Origin of the sequence: Bradyrhizobium genomosp. III (assembly GCF_000261705.1) — a bacterium.
GTDB lineage: Bacteria > Pseudomonadota > Alphaproteobacteria > Rhizobiales > Xanthobacteraceae > Bradyrhizobium > Bradyrhizobium ottawaense.
Map to the genome: position 1 here is coordinate 1 of NZ_AJQF01000130.1, position 23,569 is coordinate 23,569.

Consider the following 23,569-nt stretch of genomic DNA (forward strand, 5'->3'; position numbering starts at 1 on the left):
CAAGCGCTTGATCAGGGCGTAGGCCGACAGCGTGCCGGCGGCGAGCGTGAGGCCGGCATAGGCGAGCTGGAGCGGATTGCGGCCGCGTGCGGTCTCGCTCGCGACAACGTCGATCATGTCCTTGGTGAACAGCCCGCTGTAACGCAGCGCGCGTTCATCCGTGACGAGGCGGACGCGAAAGCCACGCCGGATCAATTCGACGCCGAGTGCCTCGGCCGGAAACAGATGGCCGCCAGTGCCGCCCGCGGCGAGAAGAATCAGGGGGGAATTGTTCATGGTGGGGGAGTTTTACCGGGAGTTTTCCGTCATTGCGAGCCGGCTACGAAGGTGTTCGTTCCCCGGGGCGCAGCGCAGCGCGCTCCTGGCGATGCGAAGCATCGTCCAGTTCAGCGTGGTGCGCTGCTGAACCGGGGCGATTGGTGCGGCATTCTGGGTCCCGGCTCTGCGCTCCGCTTCGCGGAACTGGTCCGGGACACGAGAGCGGTCAGGCGTAACTCCGCATCGCGTCGGCGTGGCCGCTGGCCTCGACCTCGGTGCGTGGGCGCAGGCGCGTCAGCGCCAGCATCATGCCGACGCCATAGGCGAGCGACACGATCGAGGAGCCGCCATAGGAGATGAACGGCAGCGTCATGCCCTTGGCGGGGATCAGCTGGAGGTTCACTGACATATTGATCGCCGCCTGCACGCCGAACAGGATGGCAAGGCCGGAAGCCGCGAAGCGCGAGAACATGTCCTCATTGGCATAGGCGCGCGACAGCGTGCGGATGACGACGAAGGCGAACAGCGTCAGCATCGCTAGGCACAGGATGATGCCGAACTCTTCGGCCGCGACCGCGAACACGAAGTCGGTGTGACTGTCCGGCAGGCTGCGCTTGGCGATGCCCTCGCCCGGTCCGAGCCCGAACCAGCCGCCGTTGTAGAAGGCTTCCATGGCGGTATCGACCTGGAAGGTGTCGCCCGAGGCCGGGTTCATGAAGCGCTTGATGCGGCCCGCGACATGCGGGACGAACAAATAGGCGCTGAACAGACCGGCCGCACCGAGACCCGCGAGGCCGAACACCCAGATCATGCGCATGCCCGCGATGAAGAACAGCGAGCCCCACACCATCAGGATCAGCATGGTTTGGCCGAAATCCGGCTCCATCACCAGCAGCGCGACCAGCATCATGAGAAGCACCAGCGCCATCGAGGTCGCGGGCATCTCCGGGCGCTTGGTCGATTCCGCGAACAACCAGGCGGCGATGACGACGAACGACGGCTTTGCGATTTCAGAGGCTTGGATGTTGACGCCGAGCAGCGTGATCCAGCGCCGCGAGCCCTTCACTTCGGGCCCGATCGCGAGTGTCAGCACGATCAGGATGATGCTGGCCGCGAAGATGATCAGCGCCGAGCGGCGGATCGCGCGCGGCGACAGGAAGGAGACCCCGAGCAGCACCAGGCAGGACGGGAGAAGGAACATCACGTGGCGGCTGAAGAAGTGGAAGGGATCAAGCCCGATACGGGTCGCAACCGGCGGGCTCGCCGCCAGCGACAGGATCACCCCGGTCAGCATCAGCGCCAGGATGGCGCCCATCAGCGGCTTGTCGACGGTCCACCACCACTCGGAAAAGGGGGTGCGTTCTTCACGGGAGAGCATGGGCGGCCGCTTTCGGACAGAGGTCCGTCCATTGGTCGCCGAGGTTGGTTACCGGGGGGTTAAGGAAGTGGATGAAGTTGTGCACAGTCTCGTGCCCCGGACGCAGCGCAGCGCCATAAGCGCGTTTACGCGCGTCTTCGACACGCTATTGCGGTGCGCTGCAGAGCCGGAGGCCTAGCAGCTTCTGGGTCCCGGCTCGCGCTACGCGCGTCCGGGACACGAGAACTCGCTACACCACCGGCTTCACGCCCGGCAGCGCCTGCACCAGCTCGCGGAACTTGGTCCCGCGGATCTCGAAGTTGCGGTACTGGTCGAAGGAGGCACAGGCGGGCGAGAGCAGCACGACGGCATCAGCGAGCCCTGAGGCTTCCGCATCGCGCGCGGCGTGCTCGACGGCGACGTCCAGCGTCTGGCTGATCTCGTGCGCGACTGGGCCCAGCGTTCCCGAAAACTCGTGCGCGGCTTCGCCGATCAGATAGGCTTTTCGGATGCGCGGGAAGTAGCCGGTCAGGCCAGTGATGCCGCCGGCCTTCGGCTTGCCGCCGGCTATCCAGAAGATGTCGGCGAAAGACGACAGCGCATGCGCGGTGGCGTCGGCGTTGGTACCCTTGGAGTCATTGACGAACAGCACGTTGCCGCGGCGGCCGACCTGCTCCATGCGGTGCGCAAGGCCTGGAAAGCTGCGCAGGCCATTCTGCAGCACGTCCTGGCTGATGCCCATCGCGAGCGCGGCGGCGGCGGCGCAGGCCGCGTTCTGGGCATTATGCTGGCCGCGCAGCGAACCGATGCCGCCGAGCTTTGCGATCTCGCTGCGGGCGCCACCCGCGGTGCGCACGATATTGCCGTGCTCGACATGGATGCCAGAAGCCAGCGGGTTCTTGACGGAGATGCGCACGACGGTCTTGCCGGCGCGGTCGAGCCGGTCGGCGATGTCGCGGCAGAAGCCGTCGTCGACGCCGACGATCGCGGTGCCGCCTGCCTGTACGCCCGAAACGAGGCGCTCCTTCACCGCAGCGTAGTGCGCGATGGTGCCGTGGCGATCGATGTGGTCCTCGCTGACATTGAGCAGGATGCCGACGGAGGGATCGAGCGAGGGCGTGAGGTCGATCTGGTAGGACGACATCTCGATGACGTGGACGCGGCCCATGCGCGGCGGCTCCAGCGACAGGATCGCGGTGCCGATATTGCCGCCCATCTGGGTGTCATAGCCGGCCACTTTCGTGAGATGCGCGATCAGCGCCGTCGTGGTCGACTTGCCATTGGTGCCGGTGATCGCGACGAACGGCGCATCCGGCGCATGGCGCCGCCGCTCGCGGCAGAACAGCTCGATGTCGCCGATCACCTCGCAACCTGCCTCGCGCGCCTTCAGCACACTCCAATGCGGCACCGGATGGGTCAGCGGCACGCCGGGCGCGAGCACCAGGGCTGCGAAATTCGCCCAGGACACGTTGCGCAAATCTGCGGTGATGAAGCCGGCCTGCGCGGCCTTGGCGACGTTCTCGGCGTTGTCGTCGGCGGCGATCACCTCGGCGCCGCCGGCCTTCAGCGCGTGGCAGGAGGCGAGCCCCGAGCCGCCGAGACCGAACACCGCGACCGTCTTGCCGGCAAAGGACGTGACGGGGATCATCGATCGATCACCGCAGCTTCAGCGTGGAGAGACCGGCCAGCGCCAGCATCACCGAGATGATCCAGAAGCGGATCACGATCTGCGGCTCGGTCCAGCCGAGCTGCTCGAAATGGTGATGGATCGGCGCCATCCGGAAGATGCGTTTGCCCGTCAGCTTGAACGAGACCACCTGCACGATGACGGAGACCGCCTCCAGCACGAACAGGCCACCGATCACCGCCAGCACGATCTCGTGCTTCACCGCGACCGCGATGGCGCCGAGCATGCCGCCGAGCGCGAGCGAGCCGGTGTCGCCCATGAAGATCGAGGCCGGCGGCGCATTGAACCAGAGGAAGCCGAGGCCGGCGCCCAGCAGTGCACCGCAGAGCACCGCGAGCTCGCCGGTGCCGGCGACATATTTGATCTGCAGATATTCGGCGAACACTGCGTTGCCGGCGAGATAGGCGATCATCGCGAAGCTCGCTGTCGCGATCATCACGGGAACGATGGCGAGGCCGTCGAGCCCGTCGGTGAGGTTCACCGCGTTGCCGGAGCCGACGATGACGAAGGCGCCGAATATGACGAAGAACCAGCCGAAATGCAGCACGGTGTCCTTGAGGAACGGAATCGTCAGCGCGGTCGATGCGGGATCGCGGTTCAGCCGCACCAGCGCATAGCAGGCCACCAGCGCGATCGCCGCCTCGATCAGCAGGCGAAGCTTGCTGCCGAACCCGGTCGTGGTCTGCTTGGTCACCTTGAGGTAATCGTCATAGAAGCCGACGAAGCCGAAGCCGAGCGTCACCGCCAGCACGATCCAGACGTAGGGATTGAGCGGATTGGCCCACAGCACGGTGCCGACCGTGAGGCCGGACAGGATCATCAGCCCGCCCATGGTGGGCGTGCCCTTCTTGGCGAGGTGCGATTGCGGACCGTCGGTCCGGATCGGCTGACCCTTGCCCTGACGGATGCGCAAGTGATCGATGATCCAGGGCCCGAACAGGAACACGAACAGCGCGCCGGTGACGACGGCGCCGCCGGTACGGAAGGTGATGTAGCGGAAGACGTTCAGGAAGGTGCGAACGGCACCGAAGCCCGGAAATGTGTTGGAGAGCTCGATCAGCCAGTAAAACATTCAGACGGTCCTATGGCGCCTTTGCACACGCGGTCTCGGCCTTGATCTTGGTCTTTACCTTGGCCTCAACGTGCCTCACGCGCATTCGCTGGTCTTCATCATGGGTCGCGACCTCCGGGAAACCGGACGGCTTCGCGCCGCAAAGGGTGGGATTCGGGAACGGCGCCTTCCAAGCAGTTTACGCCTTTGCCTGCAAGGCGGCCACCAGGCCCGGCACAAACTTGTTGACCCAGAACATCTTCTTGCTGCCCTTGACAACCACGACGTCGCCTGCCTTCAGCAGGTTCGCGACCTCACTCGGCTTCAGCGTGGCGGGATCGCCGTGCCAGCCGAGGCCCTTGCCGGCCGGGAGCACATCGTAGAGGTGGCGCATCAGGGGGCCGACGCAGTAGATTCCGTCAATACCGTCGAGATGCTTGGCAAGGCCGGTGTGATAGCCTGGTGCATCATCGCCCAGCTCCAGCATGTCACCGAGCACGGCAACGCGGCGGCCGCCGGTCACATTGCGCGCCTGGAGGCTTTGCAGCGCAGCGGCCACGCTGGCCGGATTGCCGTTGAAACTGTCGTCGATCACGGTGATACCGCCGACCGCCTGCTCGACGCCGCGGCCAGTCATGATGCCAACCCGATCGAGCTTGATCGCCAGCGTCGCCGCATCGAGACTCGCGGCGCGGATGGCGGCGAGCGCGGCCAGCGCATTCTGCACGCGGTGCGGCGCGCCCGGCGTCAGGCTGAAGGCGATCTGCTTCTTGCCGATCATGGCCACGACCTGCCAGCTCTCGCCATGCGGCGCGTGCGTGACCTCATGCACCTCGGCATGTTCGCCAAAGCGCACCACCTTGCCCTTCCATTCGGATGCCTTTAGCCCGGCCGGCAGCACCAGCACCCCGTCCTCGGGCAGGCCGAGCGCGATCGACACCTTCTCGCGGCGGATGGCTTCGAGCGAGCCGAGCTTCTCCAGATGCACGGGCTGGACATTGACGACGAGTGCGACGGTGGGCCGCGTCAGTTCGCTGAGCCGCGCGATCTCGCCTTGCTGGTTCATGCCCATCTCGACGACCCAGAGACTTGCATCGGGTCTGGCATTGCACAGCGTCAGCGGCACGCCCCAAAAATTGTTGAAGCTGGACGGACTGGCATAGGCGTTCGGATAGGCCGCCAGAAATTCCTTGGTGCTCGTCTTGCCCGCGCTGCCGGTCAGCCCGATCACAGGCCCGCGGAAGCGGGCGCGAGCGGCGCGCGCGAGGCCCCAGAGGCCGTCGATCAGCGTGTCCTTGACGACGATCTGCGGAATGCGGATGCCCGCGATCTCGTGCGGCACGATCATCGCGACCGCGCCGGAAGCTTCTGCCTTGTCCGCGAACTCCCAACCGTCGCGCGCGCTGGCGAAGGCCGAGACGAAGCCGCCGCTCGGCGTGCCGCTCAGCGCGACGAACAGGCTGCCCGGCTTCACCAGCCGGCTGTCCTGGGTGACGAAGTCGATCGGCGTGTCCGGGAACGAACCGGCAGCGCCCAGCGCGCGCGCGACGTCGGCAACTGTCCATATCGGCGCGCTCATGCAACCCTCGACGCTAATGCGGCGGCGACCGCCTCGTGATCACTGAAGGGCAAAACCTCTCCGCCGACGATCTGCCCGGTCTCGTGGCCCTTGCCGGCGACGAGCAGGGCATCGCCTTTCTGGAGTTCCTCGATCGCGGTTCGGATTGCCGCGGCACGGTCGCCGATCTCGCGGGCGCCCTTTGCGGTTGCGAGGATTTCGGCGCGAATGGTTTCGGGCTTCTCGCTGCGCGGATTGTCGTCGGTGATGATGATTCCGTCGGCGTTCTCGGCCGCGATCTCGCCCATGATCGGACGTTTGCCGGCATCGCGATCGCCTCCGGCGCCGAACACGACGACCAGCTTTCGTTTCGCATAGGGCCGCAGCGCCTGCAGCGCCTTCGCCAGCGCATCGGGCTTGTGCGCGTAGTCGACGAAGATCGGCGCACCGTTGCGCTCGCCGACGCGCTCGAGCCGTCCCTTGGCGCCTTCGAGACGCTCCAGGCTTGCGAACACGTTGGCGGCATCGCTGCCGGTACCGATCGCAAGTCCGGCCGATACCAGCGCGTTCTCGATCTGGAATTCGCCGACCAGCGGCAACCGGATCGCATAGCGCTTGCCTCGATGCTCGACCGTTAGCTTCTGCGAAAATCCTTCGACCTTGGCATCGGCAAGACGGATACCCTCGCCTGCCCCGTCGCCGTTGCGGCCGACTGCCATCACGCGCAGCCCACGTGCCTTCGCAGCATCGATCGCTTCCGCCGAGCAATCATGATCGGCCGAGATCACCGCGGCGCCATCGGGCGGCACCAGTTCGCGGAACAGGCGGAGTTTCGCCGCGAGGTAATGCGCAACGGTCGGATGGTAGTCCATGTGGTCGCGCGAGAGATTGGTGAAACCGCCGGCGGAGACGCGTACGCCGTCGAGGCGATACTGATCGAGCCCGTGCGAGGACGCTTCGAAAGCGAGATGCGTCACGCCCTCGCGCGCGATCTCATCGATCTGTCGGTGCAGCGCGATTGGATCCGGCGTCGTCAGCGAGCCGTAGACCGTGTGCTTGGGCGAGACGAGGCCGATGGTGCCGATGCTGGCGGAGGCATGCCCCAGTCGCTCCCAGATCTGGCGCGTGAACGCGGCGACCGAGGTCTTGCCACTGGTGCCGGTCACGGCCGCGATGGTCGCCGGCTGGGCGGGAAAGAAACTCGCCGCGGCCAGCGCCAGCGCGCGGCGTGGATTGGCAACGCTGATGAACGGCACCTTGCCACCGTCGGACGCATGATCACCCACGACAGCGACGGCGCCTGCGGCGACCGCGGCATCGACGAAGCGCGCGCCGTCGGTCTTGCTGCCGGCGAGTGCGAAGAAGAGATCGCCCGGCTTGACGACGCGGCTGTCGAGCGCGAGCCCGGTCACCTCGAGCGCGGCGATAGCGGGCTCGATCGCGGCATTGCCTGACAGATCTTGGCCTAAGAGGTCGCGCAGCTTCATGGTCTTCCAGTCGACATGCCCTGCCGGAAAGCCGAATCCCACGGAAAATCCCGACTCAGCCGCGGCGAAGGCCTACCCCGTTGATTACTGGGTTGTCCTGGACGCTGCAAGAATAAGGCGCTCCGCAGGCGGCAGGTCGAACCGCGGCTCGACGCCCAGAAGCGGCGCGATCCGCTCGATCACCTTGCCGCCGGTCGGCACCGTGTTCCAGCCCGAGGTGATGAAGCCCTTCGTTTCAGGAATCGCCTGCGGCTCGTCCAGCATGATCAGGATCTGATATTTCGGATCGTCGCAAGGCATGATGGCGGTGAAGGAGTTGAGCACGCGCTTCTTGGCATAGCGGCCGTTGATGACCTTTTCGGACGTGCCGGTCTTGCCGCCGACATAGTAGCCCTTGACGTCAGCGGTCTTGGCGGTGCCGATTTCGGCATTGAGCCGCATCAGGAACCGCATCTTGTCGCTGGTCTCCGTCTTGATTACGCGCTTGGCCATCGCCGCCGCTTCGGATTCGCTGCGCTTCATGAAGGTCGGCGGAATCAGATAGCCGCCGTTCACCAGCGCGTTGATGCCCATCACCGCCTGCAGTGGCGCCACCGACATGCCCTGGCCGAACGCGATGGTGACCGTGTTCAGCTCACCCCAGCGGCGCGGGATCAGCGGAGCCGCGCTCTCCGGCAGCTCGGTGCGCAGCCGCGTCAGCTGGCCCATCTTGGCGAGGAACGCCTTGTGGGCCTCGACGCCCTGGCCGAGCGCGATCCGCGCGGCGCCGATGTTGGACGAGAAGGTGAACACTTCCTTGGTGTTGATGAAACGCCCGAGCGGATGGCTGTCATGGATGGTGAACTTGCCATAGTGCAGGTTTCCACGGGCATCCCACGACGTGTTCAGATTGATCTTGCCGGAATCGAGCGCCATCGCCAGCGTGAACGCCTTGAAGGTCGAGCCCATCTCGTAGACGCCGGTGGTCAGGCGATTGATGCGGTCGGGGTCGTGCGCTTCCTTCGGATTGTTGGGATCGAAATCCGGAAGCGAGACCATTGCCACGATCTCGCCGGTCTTGACGTTGGAGACGATGCCGGAGGCGGCCTTGGTGTGATACTTCTCCTTGGCCTTCAACAGCTCGTCGCGCAGCGCGTGCTCGACGCGCAGATCGATCGAGAGCTCGATCGGCTTCTGCAGCCGGTCGGTGGCAAAGCCGGCACGGTGGAGATCGGCGAGGCCCTGATTGTCGAGCCACTTCTCCATGCCGGCGATGCCCTGGTTGTCAATGTTGACCAGACCGATGAGGTGGGCGACCTCGTTGCCGGTCGGATAGACGCGCTTGTTCTCGCGCAGGAAGCCGATGCCGGGAATGCCGAGCTTGTGAATCGCCTGCTGCTGCTTGGCCGTGACCTCGCGCTTGAGCCAGACGAAGCCCTTACGCGTCCTCAGGCGCTCGCGCACCTCGGCCTCGTCGAGATCGGGCACGGTCGCCGTGAGCAGCTCGATCGCCTCGTCCTTGTCGATGATGCGGCGCGGCTCGCCGAACAGGCTCGCCGCCTTGACGTCGGTGGCGAGGATTGCGCCGTTGCGGTCGACGATGTCGGGCCGTGCGGTTGCCACCACCTCCTGCGCCGCGGCGCGGCGCGCGCCGTGGGCATCGGCGCCGATGGCGAACATCACGAGCCGGCCGCCGATCAGGGCGTAGACCGAGGCGAAGGCGAGCATGGCGAGACCAACCCGCGCGCGCGCCTTCGCGGCGCGGTCGACATTGCGCCCGTAGAGCAGGCTGCGGATCAGCCGCTGGCGCCAGGGTTCCGTAGGTTTGGCCGGAGTCGCAGCGCTCATTGCTTGTCCTCGGGCTGAGGCACGGAGCCCGTCACATTGTCGGGATCGCTCGCGGCTTCGATGGTGTTGAGCATGGCTCCGATCGGATCGGGCTCGCCAGGCCTGAACATCCGCGGCGGACGCTCCGGCAGGTTCTTCAGCGAATCATATTGCGTGCCGTTGACCGGCTTGAGCTGCAGATGCCGGTCGGACAGGCCCTGCAATCGGTGGGGCGCATCGAGCTTGGCCCATTCGGATCGCAGCGAAGCGATCGCGTCGCGCTGCTCGCGGATCTCCGCATGCAGCCGCAGCACCCTCTCGGTGCGCGCCGTGGAGTCCATCTTGATCCTGTAGACATAGGCCGCCGCGAAGATCAGCGCGCCGATGACGAAGAGGTGGATGATGCGCATGCGCTAGCCTCCCCTCATCACGTCGGAGAGTTTTGGCCATGACGATGGCTCGCCATCGTCATGCGCGGGCGCCGAGGTGCGCTCGGCGGCGCGAAGCTTTGCGGAACGCGCGCGCGGGTTATGCGCGACTTCGTCCTCACCGGCGACTACGGGCCGCCGCGTCAGAAGCTGGAAGCTCGGCGGAACTTGCGCCACCTCCGGCAGGTGCCGCGAGCCGCCGCCGGTTTTCGAACGCTCGGAGAGGAAATTCTTGACGATGCGGTCTTCCAGCGAATGGAAGGAGACCACGACGAGGCGTCCGCCCGGCTTGAGCACGCGCTCGGCCGCAGCGAGCGCGGTCTGCAGTTCCTCGAGCTCTTCATTGACGAAGATGCGCAGGGCCTGGAATGTCCGCGTCGCCGGATGAATATCGCCGGGCTTCGAGCGCACCACCCTGCCGATGAGGTCAGCGAGCGCGCGCGTGGTCGTGAACGGCGCCTCCTGACGGTCCGCGACGATGGCGCGGGCGACGCGGCGCGAATGCCGCTCCTCGCCGAGGAGATAGATGATGTCGGCGAGATCGCCTTCCGAAGCGCGGGCAACGACGTCGGCCGCGGTCGGCCCAGCCTGCCCCATCCGCATGTCGAGCGGACCGTCGAGGCGGAAAGAGAAACCGCGGCCGGCCTGGTCGAGCTGCATCGAGGACACCCCGACATCCATCACGACGCCGTCCACGGCCTCGACGCCCTGCGCCGCGCAGACCTCACCGAGGTTGGAGAATCGGTCCTCGACCAGCGTCAACCGGCCCGCGGAACGTTCGACCAGTTCCGCACCGCCCGCGACCGCGGTGCGGTCGCGGTCAATGGCGATGAGCCGGGTTCCCGGCACGTCGAGGATGGCGCGGCTATAGCCGCCGGCGCCGAAGGTGGCATCGACGTAGATACCGCCATCGCGCGGGGCGAGATGGGCGATGGCCTCACGGCCAAGAACGGGAATGTGCGGAGCCGAGCTCATGCGCCAGACCTGCTGGAGGCCCAGCCTGACGTCCAAGCGAGATTGGGGACGAACAAGCCCATGACGCCTCGAATGACTCCGTATCGCGGCGGTTCCACGACCGCACCGCCCAGCATGGTTACCAAGCCCGGTCGTCCCGGGCGGCAAACCCAGTGTTCCCAGCGGAATTTGTCGGGCAGCCATGGGATTTCGAGCCAAAATACGCTTTGGCCGCCTCCGGACGCGGGTCGGCTCTTCATCCCTCAGTAACGGCCCTTAGCGTTAAGAAAGCGTTGCTCGGCTCGTGACAAGTCGAAAAGCTGGTGAGGCGGTGATGCTTCATCCACACACTTCGCCAAAATGCATGCGTTAACCGCGACGCGCGATTGCGCACGGTGGAGGGTAAAGGAATAGTAAAGAGAAGGGCTTGGCCCACTCTCCGTCCGACCTTGGTTTGTCTATGCCGCCGTCCGGTTCGTCCACACCGTCTGGATCTGATTCGAAGCGTCAACGCGTTCTCCCGGTTCCCAAGGCCGCGGCGAGCATGAGGGCGTTCGAGCCGGATTCCTCGATCGTGTCCGACATCATCCCCTCGCCGAACTATGGCGAGCGCAACAAGGCACGGCAGCCCGACATGATCGTGCTGCACTACACCGGCATGCCCGATGTCGAGGGCGCGCTGGCGCGGCTGTGCACGGCGGGAACCGAAGTCTCGGCGCATTACGTCGTGCTGGAAGACGGCCGCATCGTGCAATGCGTGCCCGAAACCAGGCGCGCCTGGCACGCCGGCGTCTCGTCCTGGGCGGGCGAGGACGACATCAACTCCTGCTCGATCGGCATCGAGATCATCAATCGCGGCCACGACTGGGGCTATCCGGAATATCCGCTGCGCCAGATCGCCGCCGTGATCGCGCTGTGCCGCGGCATCATGCTTCGCCGCAAGGTGCCGGCCCACCGGGTGCTCGGCCATTCCGACGTCGCGCCCGCGCGCAAGAAAGACCCCGGCGAAAAGTTTCCGTGGCACTCGCTGGCCAATTCCGGCGTCGGTCACTGGGTGACGCCGGCCCCGGTCGTGCGCGGCGAGACCCTGATGCTCGGCACCATCAGCGACGAAGTGCTGAGCCTGCAGCAGGCGCTCGCCAGATACGGCTACGGCGTGCCGCTGACCGGCAAATACGATGCCGCGACCATGGAAGTCGTCACCGCCTTCCAGCGCCACTTCCGCCCCGCGCGGCTGGATGGTGTCGCGGACCACTCGACGCTGTCGACATTGCAGGCGCTGCTGGCGAGCCTGCCGGCAGAGGGAACGACCGTCGCGTCCAAGTGACGGCGATGGCCGCGCAGTTCTCTCTCGTGTCCCGGACGTGCAAAGCGCGAGCCGGGACCCAGTCGGCGACACGTCACGCTTCGATAGGATGGGCCCCTGCTCTGCAGCGCACCGTCGAAGAGACGCTGCGCTGCGTCCGGGGCACGAGACCCCTACCCCATCTCCCTCATCCGCCGCGCATAGAGCCGCCGCAACGGCTCGAGCTGTGTCGCTGCAGTCGCTGTCTGATACGCCTCGCACGCTTCATCCTTGCGGCCGAGCCTACGCAACAGATCCGCACGCACTGCGGGCAACAGCTCATAGCCGCGCAGCCCGCCTCGGGCGCTGATCGCATCGACGAGATCGAGCGCACGTGCCGGCCCATCGACCATCGACACGGCGGCAGCGTGGTTGAGCTCGATCACCGGAGAGGGAGAGATGCGCAGCAACACCTCGTAGAGCCCGGCGATCTGACGCCAGTCGGTCTGCGCAAAGCTCGGCGCACGGGCATGCAGCGCGGCGATCGCGGCCTGCACAGCATAAGGCTGCGGCCGTCCCGGCACGCGTAGCGCATCCTCGACCAGGCCCAGGCCCTCCTCGATCTGCGCGCGATCCCACAGCATGCGGTCCTGCTCCTCGAGCAGCACGATATCGCCGGCCGCGGTCTCGCGTCCGGCGCGGCGCGCATCGTGGAGCAGCATCAGGGCCAGCAGGCCCTTGATGCCGCCGCGATCCGGCATCAGCCGATCGAGCAAGCGGCCGAGCCGGATCGCTTCAGTTGCAAGATCAGGCCGCATCAGATCCGCGCCCTCGGTCGCGACATAGCCCTCGGTGAAGACCAGATAGATCACGGCGAGCACGCCATCGAGCCGCGGCGCCAGCGTGTCGCGCTCGGGCACCTCGTAGGGGATGCCGGCGAGCCTGATCTTCTGCTTGGCGCGGACCAGCCGCTGCGCCATTGCCTCCTCGCCCACGAGAAAGGCGCGCGCGACCTGCGTGGTCGACAGCCCGCAGACGGTGCGCAGCGTCAGCGCGACTTGGACCTCTGGCGCGAACGCCGGATGGCAACAGGTGAAGATCAGCCGCAGCATGTCGTCGTCGAGTGTTGCCGGCGGCTCGTCGACCGTTTGCGCGTTGAGCTCGATCTCGTGCAGGAGCGCCTGCTGCTTGCCGCGGAAGACAGCCTGGCGCCTGACACGATCGATCGCCTTGTGCCTGGCGACATTGACCAGCCAGGCGCGCGGATTGTCGGGGACCTCGCACGCGGCCCAGCGTTCCAGCGCGACGGCAAAAGCATCCTGAAGCGCGTCCTCGGCGAGATCGAAATCGCCGACGAGGCGGATCAGCGTGGCCAGCGCCCGCCCAGCCTCGTCGCGGAAGATCTTGTCGATCTCGCCAGGGGTCATGCGGCGACGCGCGGCTCGGCCGTCACTTGTCGTAGACCCAGATCGGCCGCACCTCGATCGAACCGACGCGCGCGCTCGGAATCCGCGCCGCGATCTCGATCGCGGCGTCGAGATCCTTGGCCTCGATCAGATAGTAGCCGCCGAGCTGCTCGCGGGTCTCCGCAAACGGTCCATCGGTCGTCAGCATCTTGCCGTCGCGCACACGCACCGTCGTCGCGGTCGTGGTCGGCCGCAGTCGATCGCCGGCCTTGAAATTGCCGTTCCGGATGATGGATTGCGTGAAGGCTTCATACTCCGCCGACATCTTCTGGCTGGTTCCCGTGTCAATCTTCGCGTACTCGGCCTCGTTCTGGTAGATCATCAGCAGATATTGCATCGCTTCACTCCTGTTGTTCGGCTGTGTCGCCGACATCCAGTCGAACGGGGCACGCAGCAAACGACATCTTCAGGATAAATTATTTCGGGCGGATCGTGGGCCGCGATATCGGCTTGACGAAACCGTCACAAATGCCCCATGCGTTGTCAGTCAGTCGGCCGGACGGCCGCTCCGGCAGGTGCCGAAAGGCCGCCGGGGAGGAAAGTCCGGGCTCCCTTGACATACGGTGCCGGATAACGTCCGGCGGGGGCGACCCCAGGGAAAGTGCCACAGAGAACGAACCGCCCCGCTTCGCCTTCGGCTTCGCGGGGTAAGGGTGAAAAGGTGCGGTAAGAGCGCACCGCGGGTCCGGCAACGGAGCCGGCATGGCAAACCCCACCGGGAGCAAAACCGAATAGGGACGGCGTAGCGGGCTGTTCGCGCAAGCGATAACGCCGCGGGGCGATGTCAGGCCCGCCGTCCGGGTAGGTTGCTCGAGGCCATGTGCAAACATGGTCCCAGAGGAATGGCCGTCACGTATCGTTCGCGCAAGTGGACGGTGCCTTACAGAACCCGGCTTACAGGCCGGCTGATATCTTGCAACGAGGGGTTCGATGCTAGCGCATCGGGCCCCTCACCATTTTGGCTTGGCCCGCTGTCATTCCGGGGCTCGCGCAGCGGGAGTTACGATGCGCAATTGCGCATCTGAGAATCCATCGGGCGGCAAAGTTGGTGGATGAATGGATTCCGGGTTCGTGCTGCGCACGCCCGGAATGACGCCCGGTTAGCGTTGTCTTGCCTTCACCAGCACCGGCGCAAGCTCGTCCGCCTCGCGCCGCTGCTTGCTCGCATCGAAACCGTGCATGCCGACCTGCCATTGCAGCCCGACGATGGCGCCCTTGGTCGGCTGCAGCAGCGCGAGCGAGGCGAACAGCGTCACCGGCAACCACACCGCCAGTTGCAGCCAGACCGCCGGCGCATACGCGGTCTCGACCGCGAGGATCGCCGGCACCACGAGATGGCCGACTACGACGATCACGAGATAGGCGGGGAAGTCATCGGCGCGCTGGTGGAACAGCTCCTCACCGCACCGATCACAGCTGTTTGCGACCTTCAGGAAACGGCCGAACAAATGGCCTTCGCCGCAGTTCGGGCACTTGCCGCGAAAGCCGCGCCACATCGCCTTCGCCAGAGAGACTGAACCTGCCGCCATGACCCTACCTCTTCCTTTTCGACGATCCATACAATAATATCTTGCATCCATACATTCAAAGGAAATGGGCTTAAATTGCATGGATTGGAGCCCGACAATCTCGGAGCTATCAGGGCCGCGCTACCAGCGCATCGTCGAGGCCATGGAGGCCGACATCGCCGCCGGCCGGCTCGTGCGCGGCCAGCAGCTGCCGACGCAGCGCGCGCTTGCAAAGGCACTCGACGTCGATCTCACCACGGTGACGCGCGCCTACACCGAGGCGCGGCGTCGCGGAATCATGGAGGCGCGGGTCGGACAGGGCTCGTTCGTGTCGGAGACCAGCGCGCGCCGCGCGGTCGATCTGCCGCATCCCGTCGCGATCGATCTTTCGATGAACGTGCCGCCGCATCCGCTGGAGGCGCAGCTCGACGAGCGCATCATCGCCGGGATGGAAGCGATCCGCGCGCAATCGGGCCTGACGGCGTATCTCAATTATCAGCCGCCCGGCGGCAGCGCGCATGAGCGCGAGGTCGCCGCGCGCTGGATGCGTGCGCGGGTGCCGCACGCGCATGCCGACAAGCTCGTGGTCTTTCCCGGCACACAGACGATCCTGTTCAACCTGCTCGCCCATCTGGCGCGGCCCGGCGACATCGTGCTGACGGAGGCGCTGACATTCCCCGGCATCAAGGCCGCAGCAGTGCGGCTCGGCATCAAGCTCGTCGGCGTCGCCATGGATGATGGCGGCATCCTGCCCGACGCGCTGGCAAAGGCGTGCCGCACGCACAAGCCGAAGGCCGTCTATCTCATTCCGACGCTGCACAATCCGACCACGGCGACGCTTGCCTCCGAGCGGCGCAGTTCGATCGCAAAGATCATCGGCGATACCGACACGATCCTGATCGAGGACGACGCCTACGGCCTGCTCGACCGCTCGGCATCGCCAATCGCCAATCTCATTCCCGAGCGGACTTATCTCGCGACCACGCTGTCAAAATGCATCTCGCCGGCGCTCCGCGTTGCCTATCTGGCGACGCCTGACAGCGAGGCGCAGCGGGACATGCGGACATATTTGCAGGCGACCGTGCAGATGCCGGCGCCGCTGATGGTCGCGCTGGTGACGCATTGGATCGAAAGCGGCATTGCCGATCGTATCATCACCGCCATCCGCAGCGAGGCGGTCGGCCGTCAGCAGCTCGCGCAGCGCGCATTGAAAGGCTTCCAGTTCCTGGCCAAGCCCGCGGCGCATCATCTGTGGCTGCGGCTGCCTGAGGACCGGCCCGATGTCGCGGCGCATCTGTTGCGAAACGGACTTGCGGTCGTCGCCGGCGAGGCCTTCACGGTCGATGGGACACCGCCGCACGCGGCGCGCGTCTCGCTGGGCGCGGCACGCAACAGGTCAGAATTGACGGAAGCGCTACGCATCCTGGTCGGCGCGCTGCAGAAGCCCGCCGACACCAGACAAATCGTCTAGATCATCGACGATGACGGCGATGGGTCGAGCGCACGACCGGCGCCCCAGGCGACGGATAGGCCTGTAAAGCATATGCATCGCTGGGCGTGCCCTGCTGGCCGAGAGCCGCACGCGCCGCAGGCGTGAGCTGGCCGCCGTTCAGCACGTCGCGGTCGGGATGAGCGGCCTGATACGCTGCAGGCTCGGAAAGCTGCGCCTGGGCCATCATCGGCATCAGCGTCGCCGCCAACAGCGCGGCTGCAGCGGCGATCTTGGTGCGGGTCATGGTCATTCTCCATCATCGCATTCGGGTCCGACCGATCCGAGTGCAGGATGGCGGTGGGGGGCCCCGGGATTAAAGTACGACCGTCATGTAGGCATGTCTTTCGCGAACGCCCGGCGCCGCAGATCACGCTTGCGTGCAGGGCGGATTGACTTGCACGACAGCAAGCATGCTATGCGGGCGACGGCGATCAACAGTTCGAGATCGCCCCGGCGACGAGGACATTCTGTTGGAAACGCTCACCTACGCGCTGCTGCTGCTCGGCGCATTGGCCGGCGGCTTCGTCTCGGGCCTGGCCGGGTTCGGCACGGCGCTGATGGCGCTCGGCATCTGGCTCTACGTACTGCCGCCCTCGCTCGCAGTGCCGCTGGTGCTGATCTGCTCGGTGATCGCGCAGACCTCGACGCTGCCCTCGATGTGGAAGAGCTTCGACCTCTCGCTGGTCTGGCCGTTCCTGATCGGCGGTCTGATCGGCGTACCGATCGGCACCATGCTGATCGCCTCGGCCGATCCAAAAGTGTTCAAGCTGAGCGTCGGCATTTTAATTCTGATGTTCTCGAGCGCGCTCTATCTGAACAAGAGGCCGCTCGCGATCAAATTCGGCGGCCGCCTTGCCGACGGCGCGATCGGCTTTGCCGGCGGTATTCTTGGCGGCCTCGCCGGGTTGTCCGGGCCGCTGCCGATCCTGTGGGCCAACATCCGCGGCTGGAACAAGCATGAGCGGCGCGGCATCTTTCAGCTCTTCAATTTCACGGTTCTCGCGACAGCACTGGTGCTGCAGACCGCATCGGGTCTCGTCGAGCTCAAAGTGGTCTGGCTCGCGCTGGTCGCGTTTCCGGGCACCCTGATCGGCGCCTGGGCCGGCGCCCGCGTCTATCACGCCCTCAACGACAAGCATTTCGGCGATGTCGTGCTCGGCCTGTTGTTCCTGTCTGGCCTGACCCTGGTCTGGAACAGTCTCGGCGCGCTCTAGAGCGCGATGCGATCAGGATGAAGCGTCATCGCGCTTTAGGTTGTTGTCTAAGCATTCTTCTCGGAAAGCCGCTGCGCACTTTTCCGGATCATGCTCTAGCTCTCGCGCCCTCTTCGCGAGCGTCATGCCGCCGGCGACACCGACGCCGAGGACGTAGACCCAGCCCGGCGTGAAGTCGAACAAATGCGTGTTGAGCTGCGAGGTCAGCATGTTCTGCACCACGACCAGCAGGCCGATCCAAGAGGCCAGGCCCTCGCCGCGAAACAGCGAGAGATGCGCAAACCAGAGCGCGTAGAGGATCAGGACACCGACGATTCCCCACTGCACGGCCACGCTGAGGGTCTGATTGTGTGGGTTGCTGACGATCTCGCCACGCAGCGGATCGATCTTCGCATCGGCGGCCACGCTTGCGAACAGGCCGCGGATCGAGCCGGTGCCGTGACCGACCAGCGGTGCATCGGCGATGAAACGAAGGGACTTCCGCCAATATTCCAGACGTGAACCCATGCCGCTGACCTGACTGTCCTGCACGCTCGTCTGATAGTCGGCCTGAAATTTCGCAACCGTCGTCCGCAGATGCGGCGACACGCCAAAGAGCAGCACCGCCGACAGCGCCATCGCGCCGGCGGCAAGCAGCGCCGCACGCAGACGCAGATACAGCAACGCGAACAGCACCACCAGGATCGGCAGCGTCACCAGCGCCGTGCGCGACACCACGACGAAGATCATGTTGGCGAGGAATCCGATCGCGAGCGTCGCGAACAGCGCCGCGATGCCGACGCGGCGTTGCCGCAGCAGCGCCACGATCGGATAGACCAGCGCGAGCACACAGAGCGCGAACTCCTGGCTCTGGTCGATATAGTTGCGCACCGCGATCCCGCTTTCGACCTTGTAGGGCCCCCGCGACAGATAGAGCTTCAGCGAGAGTGCGGGGTCGATTGCGACGGCGAAGGAATAGAGCATCAACGCCGTGCAGGACGCCAGGAAGGCGAAAAACACCCAATGGCCGTACGGCCAGCGCTCGAACTGGTAGATCAGGAGCGGAATGACCAGCAGCTTCGCCGCCGGCCCGATCGCGTGGATTCGCTCCGGCCATGGCACATCCGACCAGAGCGTGCCCACGGCGGCGAGCGCGACCAGCGCGATGGGCAGCAGGCAGATCGGGCGAAGCAGCGAACGCGGAAACGCGCGCAGATCGACAAACGCGAAGGCGATCAGCCAGGGTATGAGCGCGAAGGTCAGCCCGGTCGTGGTCCACGGCAGCAGCAGAGCGATCAGTGCGACGAAGCGGGCCGGCGTGCGATAGCGCGCCGCCCAGATCGCGGCGAGCCATGACGCCGCCCGCGGCTCGTTCGTCACTCCGGTCATTGGCCCTTCTGCAGCCCACCATCCACCCCGCCCGGCAAGTTAGCCGGAGCAGCCAGGATGGAACAAGCCACCGTTACGCAGGCTCGCGGGCGAGAGGCGCAATGGGCTCGGCGCTCTCCTGCTCTGGGTCCTTCTCCTTCGGCGCCGAAGTCAGGCGCTTCCTGAACTCGCGGCGCAGCAACCACAGGCTCAAGCCCGCCTGCAATATTGTCGCCGCGACCGACAAATACCAGACATACTCCATGCGAAAGCCCGGCCGCGTCGACAGCCAGATCGCCGGCAGTGAGTAGGTGAACACGCGCGTCGCCGAGCTCAAGAGCACCGGCCTGGTGTTGCCGAGGGCCTGGAACATGCTCGAGCAGGTGAAGATCAGCCCCTGTGCGACCATGTTGAGCGAGATGATCCGCAGGAACAGGTAGGCGATGTCCATGGTCTCGCGGTCGTTCGAGAATCCGGCGAGCAGCAGCTCCGGCTTCACTTGCGCAAGGGTCATGAAGCCGGTCATCACGATCGTGACGATCAAGGCGGCCTTGAGGAAAGTTTCCCGCACGCGCGCAGCGTTGGCTGCGCCGACGTTCTGGCCGGCGATCGGCCCGGCCGCCAGCCCGACCGCAAGCGCCGGCATGTTGATCAGGCCGAGCACGCGCTGCCCGATGCCGAAGCCGGCCTGCGCCGCCGCGCCGAAATCGCGCAGCACGTAATAGACCACCGCCATGAAGATGAACATCATCGCGAACTCGCCGCCGGCCGGCAGGCCGACATTGAGAATGCGCTTCAAATGGTGCGGCTGCGGGCGCCACTGCGCCGGATTGAAGGCGACATAGCGCTCGACCTTGCGGAAATACGCCAGCAGCGCCAGCACGCCGATGGCGACCGCGATCGAGCTCGCCAGCCCCGCACCGACGACCCCGAGCGCATGGCCGGTACCCCAGCCCGTGATCAGGACCGGCGCCAGCGCGATATTGATGGCCACAGCAAACGCCTGCACCAGCATGGTGGGACGCACGATACCGGTCGCGCGCAGCGCAGCCCCCATGACTTGGGTGGCGAACTGCAGCGCGAGCGCCGGCATGAACCACAGCAGGTAAGTGGTCCCGGCCTCGATCGTGGCCTGGTCCGCTGCGATCGAGCGCATGTAGGCGCGCGACAGCGCGGCACCTGCGAGCAGGGTCAACAGTCCGAACAGCACCGACAGCACGATCGCCTGGTTGAAGATCAGGTTCGCATCCGACCGGTCCTTGCGTCCCACGGCATGCGCGATCAGTGCCCCCGCGCCGACACCGAGCACCTGCATCAGCCCGTTGACGAGAAAGCCAGCATTGCCGGCCGCGGCGACGCCCGCCACCGCGGCATCGCCCAGGCCCGACACGAAGTACAGATCGACCAGTTGGCAGACCATGATCGATATCATGCCGGCCATGATCGGAGGTGCCATGGCCAGGATGTGTCTCACGATGGAGCCGTTGGTCAGGTCTTTCATCTCATTCCATCCTTGACGCATTCCTTGGCGGCGCGACTGCGGGACTTTCGTCCCGCAGTCGCGCGCCTCACTCCGCTGCAGCGATATGCCCGAGCTCCACCACCTGGCGCTCGAACAAGCCGCGATAAATGCCGCCGGGTCTGGCCGCGAGCGTGGCGTGGGTGCCCTGCTCGACGATCTCGCCGCGGTCGAACACCAGGATGCGATCGAGGCTCCTCACCGTCGACAGCCGGTGCGCGATCACGATCGAGGTGCGGCCCTTCATCAGCCGCTCCATCGCCTCCTGGATCAGCGCCTCCGATTCCGAATCCAGGCTCGAGGTCGCCTCGTCCAGGATCAGCACCGGCGCATCCGCCAGGAACGCGCGCGCCAGCGCCACGCGCTGCCGCTCACCGCCCGACAGCTTCACGCCGCGCTCGCCGACCAGCGTGCCGTAGCCCTTCGGCAGGCGCAGGATGAAGTCGTGCGCATTCGCAAGCCGCGCCGCCTGCTCGATCGCCTCGAGGCTGGCGCCGGGCCGGCCATAGGCGATGTTCTCGGCGAGCGAGCGGTGAAACAGGATCGGGTCCTGCTGCACGATCGCGATCTGGCTGCGCAGCGATTGCTGTGTGGCCAATGCGATGTCCTGCCCGTCGATCAGCACACGGCCGCCGGTGACGTCGTAGAGCCGCTGCACCAGCTTGACGAAGGTGGTCTTGCCGGAGCCGGAGCGTCCGACGAGGCCGACACGTTCACCGCCCCGGATCGTCACCGACAACCCGTCATAGAGCGGCGCGCGATGGCCGCCATAGTGGAACGTCACGTCGTCGAACACGATCGCGCCGCCCTCGATCGCGATCGGCCGCGCACCGGCCGCATCGGCGATGCCGATGGGCTCGGCATGGATCGCAACCAGTTCGTCCATGTCGTTGACGGAGCGCTGGAGGTTGTTGATGTGCATGCCGACGTCACGCAAATAGGCGTGGATGATGTAGTAGCTGGTCAGCACATAAGTCACGTCGCCAGGCGAGGCATGTCCCGACATCCACAACAGCACCGCGCCGCCGATCACGGACGTGCGGAGGCAGAGCAGCAGCGACAGCTGCGCCATGGACGTGTAGTTGTAGCGCAGCCAGGTCCGCCGCACCCGCACGCGCCATCGGTTGATGACGCGGCCGAGCCGCGTATCCTCGCGCGCTTCCGCGCCAAACGACTTCACCACCGCGTTGCACGTCAGGGCATCCGCAAGCGTGCCGCCGACCTTGGTGTCCCAGGCATTGGAGACTCGGGCGGCCGGCGCGATGTAGCGCGTCGAGAACACGACGGTGATGGTGACGTAGAAGAACGCGCCGACCGCGATCACCACGCCGAGCGAGGCCCAGTGCATCCCGATCAGGACCATCGAGCCGATCAACACCAGCAGCGAGGGCGCTAGCGCCATCAGGATGGTGTCGTTGAGCAGGTCGAGCGCCCACATGCCGCGCGTGATCTTGCGCACGGTCGAGCCCGCGAAGGAGTTAGCGTGCCAGTCCGTGGAGAAGCGCTGCACACGGGTGAAGGCCTCCTGTGCGACGTCCGACATGGTCTTGAGCGTGAACGGCACGATCGCCTGCAGGCCGGCCAGCCGCAGCACCACGGAGGCCGCGCCCAGCCCCACGATGGCGCCGAAGGCAACCAGAGCGGCATGCCGCGCATCGGGATCCGACGGGCCGCGCGTCAGCGCATCGACCAGCCGGCCCGAGAAGACCGGCATGAACAGGTCGGCGATGGTCGCACCCAGCAGGCCGCCGGCCACGATGAGCCCCCGTCCCGGCTGCTTCAGCCAGTGCCGGAACACGAAGGGCAGCACCAGGCGGATCGCCGCGGGCTTTTTTGACAGAGCGGTCATGACATCATCCGGCCGCCTTTGGCGCGGGCCGGCTCCATCGATGGACGCAGGCCGGCCGCGAGGGCCGAGACGGCGTCACTTAAGGTTGGCTTTGACTTGGGAAAGAAAGCGATCGGGACGCTTGGTCGGAAACTTGGCCCAATCGAAACTGGCGGAGGAGGCCTCTAACAGGCCGCGTACATACCGAACCAGAACATCATCGAGCGCGGGCGTACGATCTGCGAATGCGACGAAATCATGCAAATCTCTCCCCGGTTCGAGCGAATGAGGTGCGCTTTATAGATGTGTCGTTCGCGACTTGCAACGGGGCTCGCGCGAGATCACGGATGAGTGTTGCAATTTGGTGCGCGCGGCCTTGGTGCGCTCCACAGCCGCCCCGCCCTCCGCCGTCATGCTCCGCGAAAGCGGGGCATCCAGTACGCCGCGGCGGATGTGGTGAGAGCGAGTTCACCAACGCCGGCCTCTGGAATACTGAATCGTCCGGTCAAGCCGGACGATGACACCGCGTGTGTGGCGGGCTCAATGCGCGTCGCCGCCCCCGGTCAGTGGGGCCGGCTTGCTCAGCAGCGTCACCAGCAGGGTGAGGCCGAGATAGAACAGCGTCAGCACGAAGAAGGCATCGCCGAAGCTCATCACGACGGCCTGGCGGTGCACGAGCTGGGAGAGCTGCTTCATCGCCATCAACGTGGAATCGCCGAGGCCCTGGAACTTCTGCATGAACATGGTCAGGGTTTCGCTCGCGGTCGCATTGCCCCAGGTCACGCGCTCCTGGAGGCGAGTGATGTGCAAATCGGTGCGGTCGTTGAGCACGGTGTTGATGACGGCGAGGCCCACGGCGCCGCCGAGATTGCGCATCAGGTTGAACAGACCCGAAGCGTTCTTCACCCTATCAGGCGCCAGCGTGCCGAGCGCGATGTTGTTGGTGGGCACCATCGCGAACATCATGCCGATGCCGCGCAGGATCTGCGGCACCAGCAGCTCGTAGAAATCGTAGTCGCGCGTGATCCATGTCATCTGGTAGGAGCCGATCGCGAACACGACGAGGCCGAATGCGATCATGTAGCGCATGTCGACTTTCACCATGAGGCGGCCGACCAGCGGCGCGACCAGGAACATGGTGATCCCCGAGACGAACATGGTCTCGCCGATCATCAGCGCGCTGTAGCCGCGCACTTCGGCGAGATAGCGCGGATAGATGTAGGTCAGGCCGTAGAGGCCGATGCCGATGCAGAACTGCAGCACGCAGCCGATCGCGAAATTGCGGTTGGAGAAGGTGCGCAGGTTGACGATCGGCTCGGCCGCC

General features: G+C 65.7%; 20 protein-coding genes and 1 other RNA gene. 4 read left to right on the forward strand and 17 right to left on the reverse strand.

Features of this window, described 5'->3' with window-relative positions:
* The 9 genes from IC66_RS0111285 to rsmH all read right to left on the reverse strand — a co-directional run.
* On the reverse strand, positions 1-276 hold a 276-nt coding region (locus IC66_RS0111285; RefSeq protein WP_038947681.1), incomplete at its 3' end, for a glycosyltransferase.
* A gap of 208 nt (positions 277-484) precedes the next feature.
* Positions 485-1,636 carry a putative lipid II flippase FtsW gene (gene ftsW / locus IC66_RS0111295; protein WP_028145532.1) on the reverse strand — a complete coding sequence of 384 codons (1,152 nt, stop codon included), beginning with the start codon at positions 1,634-1,636 and terminating at the stop codon, positions 485-487.
* A 229-nt stretch (positions 1,637-1,865) separates the two neighbouring features.
* Complete coding sequence (gene murD / locus IC66_RS0111305) at positions 1,866-3,263, reverse strand: UDP-N-acetylmuramoyl-L-alanine--D-glutamate ligase (protein WP_038947682.1); 1,398 nt, start codon at positions 3,261-3,263, stop codon at positions 1,866-1,868.
* A 7-nt stretch (positions 3,264-3,270) separates the two neighbouring features.
* Positions 3,271-4,374, reverse strand: coding sequence for a phospho-N-acetylmuramoyl-pentapeptide-transferase (gene mraY, locus IC66_RS0111310; protein WP_018318673.1), 1,104 nt, complete (start codon positions 4,372-4,374; stop codon positions 3,271-3,273).
* A gap of 178 nt (positions 4,375-4,552) precedes the next feature.
* Positions 4,553-5,932, reverse strand: coding sequence for a UDP-N-acetylmuramoyl-tripeptide--D-alanyl-D-alanine ligase (locus IC66_RS0111315; protein ID WP_038947683.1), 1,380 nt, complete (start codon positions 5,930-5,932; stop codon positions 4,553-4,555).
* Positions 5,929-7,398 carry a UDP-N-acetylmuramoyl-L-alanyl-D-glutamate--2,6-diaminopimelate ligase gene (locus tag IC66_RS0111320; protein WP_038947684.1) on the reverse strand — a complete coding sequence of 490 codons (1,470 nt, stop codon included), beginning with the start codon at positions 7,396-7,398 and terminating at the stop codon, positions 5,929-5,931. Before IC66_RS0111320 ends, IC66_RS0111315 begins: the two co-directional genes overlap by 4 nt.
* Before the next feature lie 84 nt (positions 7,399-7,482).
* Positions 7,483-9,225 carry a peptidoglycan D,D-transpeptidase FtsI family protein gene (locus IC66_RS0111325; RefSeq protein WP_028145537.1) on the reverse strand — a complete coding sequence of 581 codons (1,743 nt, stop codon included), beginning with the start codon at positions 9,223-9,225 and terminating at the stop codon, positions 7,483-7,485.
* Complete coding sequence (gene ftsL, locus IC66_RS0111330; RefSeq protein WP_028145538.1) at positions 9,222-9,614, reverse strand: cell division protein FtsL; 393 nt, start codon at positions 9,612-9,614, stop codon at positions 9,222-9,224. The genes IC66_RS0111325 and ftsL overlap by 4 nt, the downstream gene beginning before the upstream one ends.
* A gap of 3 nt (positions 9,615-9,617) precedes the next feature.
* Positions 9,618-10,607, reverse strand: a complete 990-nt coding sequence (gene rsmH / locus IC66_RS0111335; RefSeq protein ID WP_038947685.1) for a 16S rRNA (cytosine(1402)-N(4))-methyltransferase RsmH — start codon at positions 10,605-10,607, stop codon at positions 9,618-9,620.
* Positions 10,608-11,130: 523 nt separating this feature from the next.
* Between rsmH and IC66_RS0111340 the strand changes: the two genes are divergently transcribed.
* Entirely contained in the window at positions 11,131-11,913 is a 783-nt protein-coding gene (locus IC66_RS0111340; protein ID WP_038971256.1) for an N-acetylmuramoyl-L-alanine amidase, read from the forward strand.
* A gap of 152 nt (positions 11,914-12,065) precedes the next feature.
* Here the strand turns inward: IC66_RS0111340 and IC66_RS0111345 are convergent, their stop codons facing one another.
* Both IC66_RS0111345 and IC66_RS0111350 read right to left on the reverse strand, forming a co-directional pair.
* The gene (locus IC66_RS0111345) at positions 12,066-13,298 is read right to left on the reverse strand and encodes an RNA polymerase sigma factor (protein ID WP_028145541.1); all 1,233 of its coding nucleotides are present in this window, start codon (positions 13,296-13,298) and stop codon (positions 12,066-12,068) included.
* Positions 13,299-13,320: 22 nt separating this feature from the next.
* The gene (locus tag IC66_RS0111350; protein WP_026202052.1) at positions 13,321-13,674 is read right to left on the reverse strand and encodes a YciI family protein; all 354 of its coding nucleotides are present in this window, start codon (positions 13,672-13,674) and stop codon (positions 13,321-13,323) included.
* Between the two features lie 150 nt (positions 13,675-13,824).
* Between IC66_RS0111350 and rnpB the strand changes: the two genes are divergently transcribed.
* Positions 13,825-14,250, forward strand: an RNA gene (gene rnpB / locus IC66_RS42530) — RNase P RNA component class A.
* A 187-nt stretch (positions 14,251-14,437) separates the two neighbouring features.
* Here rnpB and IC66_RS0111355 read toward each other — a convergent pair.
* The gene (locus tag IC66_RS0111355; protein ID WP_083859282.1) at positions 14,438-14,896 is read right to left on the reverse strand and encodes a DUF983 domain-containing protein; all 459 of its coding nucleotides are present in this window, start codon (positions 14,894-14,896) and stop codon (positions 14,438-14,440) included.
* Between the two features lie 49 nt (positions 14,897-14,945).
* Here IC66_RS0111355 and IC66_RS0111360 point away from each other — a divergent pair, with 49 nt between their 5' ends.
* Complete coding sequence (locus IC66_RS0111360; RefSeq protein ID WP_038947687.1) at positions 14,946-16,316, forward strand: aminotransferase-like domain-containing protein; 1,371 nt, start codon at positions 14,946-14,948, stop codon at positions 16,314-16,316.
* 1 nt (position 16,317) lies between these two features.
* Here IC66_RS0111360 and IC66_RS0111365 read toward each other — a convergent pair whose 3' ends face one another.
* Entirely contained in the window at positions 16,318-16,581 is a 264-nt protein-coding gene (locus IC66_RS0111365; RefSeq protein ID WP_049806508.1) for a hypothetical protein, read from the reverse strand.
* A gap of 226 nt (positions 16,582-16,807) precedes the next feature.
* Between IC66_RS0111365 and IC66_RS0111370 the strand changes: the two genes are divergently transcribed.
* Positions 16,808-17,551 carry a sulfite exporter TauE/SafE family protein gene (locus tag IC66_RS0111370; RefSeq protein ID WP_038947689.1) on the forward strand — a complete coding sequence of 248 codons (744 nt, stop codon included), beginning with the start codon at positions 16,808-16,810 and terminating at the stop codon, positions 17,549-17,551.
* Positions 17,552-17,563: 12 nt separating this feature from the next.
* Here the strand turns inward: IC66_RS0111370 and IC66_RS0111375 are convergent, their stop codons facing one another.
* The 4 genes from IC66_RS0111375 to IC66_RS0111390 all read right to left on the reverse strand — a co-directional run.
* A complete protein-coding gene (locus IC66_RS0111375) occupies positions 17,564-18,919 on the reverse strand; it encodes an O-antigen ligase family protein (RefSeq protein ID WP_240536305.1) in 1,356 nt (451 codons plus the stop codon).
* A gap of 73 nt (positions 18,920-18,992) precedes the next feature.
* Positions 18,993-20,399, reverse strand: coding sequence for an MATE family efflux transporter (locus tag IC66_RS0111380; RefSeq protein ID WP_038947691.1), 1,407 nt, complete (start codon positions 20,397-20,399; stop codon positions 18,993-18,995).
* 67 nt (positions 20,400-20,466) lie between these two features.
* Positions 20,467-22,266, reverse strand: a complete 1,800-nt coding sequence (locus IC66_RS0111385; RefSeq protein ID WP_028145547.1) for an ABC transporter ATP-binding protein — start codon at positions 22,264-22,266, stop codon at positions 20,467-20,469.
* A 519-nt stretch (positions 22,267-22,785) separates the two neighbouring features.
* Positions 22,786-23,569 (reverse strand): MFS transporter (locus tag IC66_RS0111390; RefSeq protein WP_038947692.1); only part of this gene is annotated, 784 nt, incomplete at its 5' end.

Bases quoted from the DNA above. Each gene is read 5' to 3' on its own strand.
- ftsW (WP_028145532.1), bottom strand. From the start codon at position 1,636: ATGCTCTCCCGTGAAGAACGCACCCCCTTTTCCGAGTGGTGGTGGACC.
- murD (WP_038947682.1), bottom strand. From the start codon at position 3,263: ATGATCCCCGTCACGTCCTTTGCCGGCAAGACGGTCGCGGTGTTCGGT.
- mraY (WP_018318673.1), bottom strand. From the start codon at position 4,374: ATGTTTTACTGGCTGATCGAGCTCTCCAACACATTTCCGGGCTTCGGT.
- IC66_RS0111315 (WP_038947683.1), bottom strand. From the start codon at position 5,932: ATGAGCGCGCCGATATGGACAGTTGCCGACGTCGCGCGCGCGCTGGGC.
- IC66_RS0111320 (WP_038947684.1), bottom strand. From the start codon at position 7,398: ATGAAGCTGCGCGACCTCTTAGGCCAAGATCTGTCAGGCAATGCCGCG.
- IC66_RS0111325 (WP_028145537.1), bottom strand. From the start codon at position 9,225: ATGAGCGCTGCGACTCCGGCCAAACCTACGGAACCCTGGCGCCAGCGG.
- ftsL (WP_028145538.1), bottom strand. From the start codon at position 9,614: ATGCGCATCATCCACCTCTTCGTCATCGGCGCGCTGATCTTCGCGGCG.
- rsmH (WP_038947685.1), bottom strand. From the start codon at position 10,607: ATGAGCTCGGCTCCGCACATTCCCGTTCTTGGCCGTGAGGCCATCGCC.
- IC66_RS0111340 (WP_038971256.1), top strand. From the start codon at position 11,131: ATGAGGGCGTTCGAGCCGGATTCCTCGATCGTGTCCGACATCATCCCC.
- IC66_RS0111345 (WP_028145541.1), bottom strand. From the start codon at position 13,298: ATGACCCCTGGCGAGATCGACAAGATCTTCCGCGACGAGGCTGGGCGG.
- IC66_RS0111350 (WP_026202052.1), bottom strand. From the start codon at position 13,674: ATGCAATATCTGCTGATGATCTACCAGAACGAGGCCGAGTACGCGAAG.
- IC66_RS0111355 (WP_083859282.1), bottom strand. From the start codon at position 14,896: ATGGATCGTCGAAAAGGAAGAGGTAGGGTCATGGCGGCAGGTTCAGTC.
- IC66_RS0111360 (WP_038947687.1), top strand. From the start codon at position 14,946: ATGGATTGGAGCCCGACAATCTCGGAGCTATCAGGGCCGCGCTACCAG.
- IC66_RS0111365 (WP_049806508.1), bottom strand. From the start codon at position 16,581: ATGACCCGCACCAAGATCGCCGCTGCAGCCGCGCTGTTGGCGGCGACG.
- IC66_RS0111375 (WP_240536305.1), bottom strand. From the start codon at position 18,919: ATGACCGGAGTGACGAACGAGCCGCGGGCGGCGTCATGGCTCGCCGCG.
- IC66_RS0111380 (WP_038947691.1), bottom strand. From the start codon at position 20,399: ATGAAAGACCTGACCAACGGCTCCATCGTGAGACACATCCTGGCCATG.
- IC66_RS0111385 (WP_028145547.1), bottom strand. From the start codon at position 22,266: ATGACCGCTCTGTCAAAAAAGCCCGCGGCGATCCGCCTGGTGCTGCCC.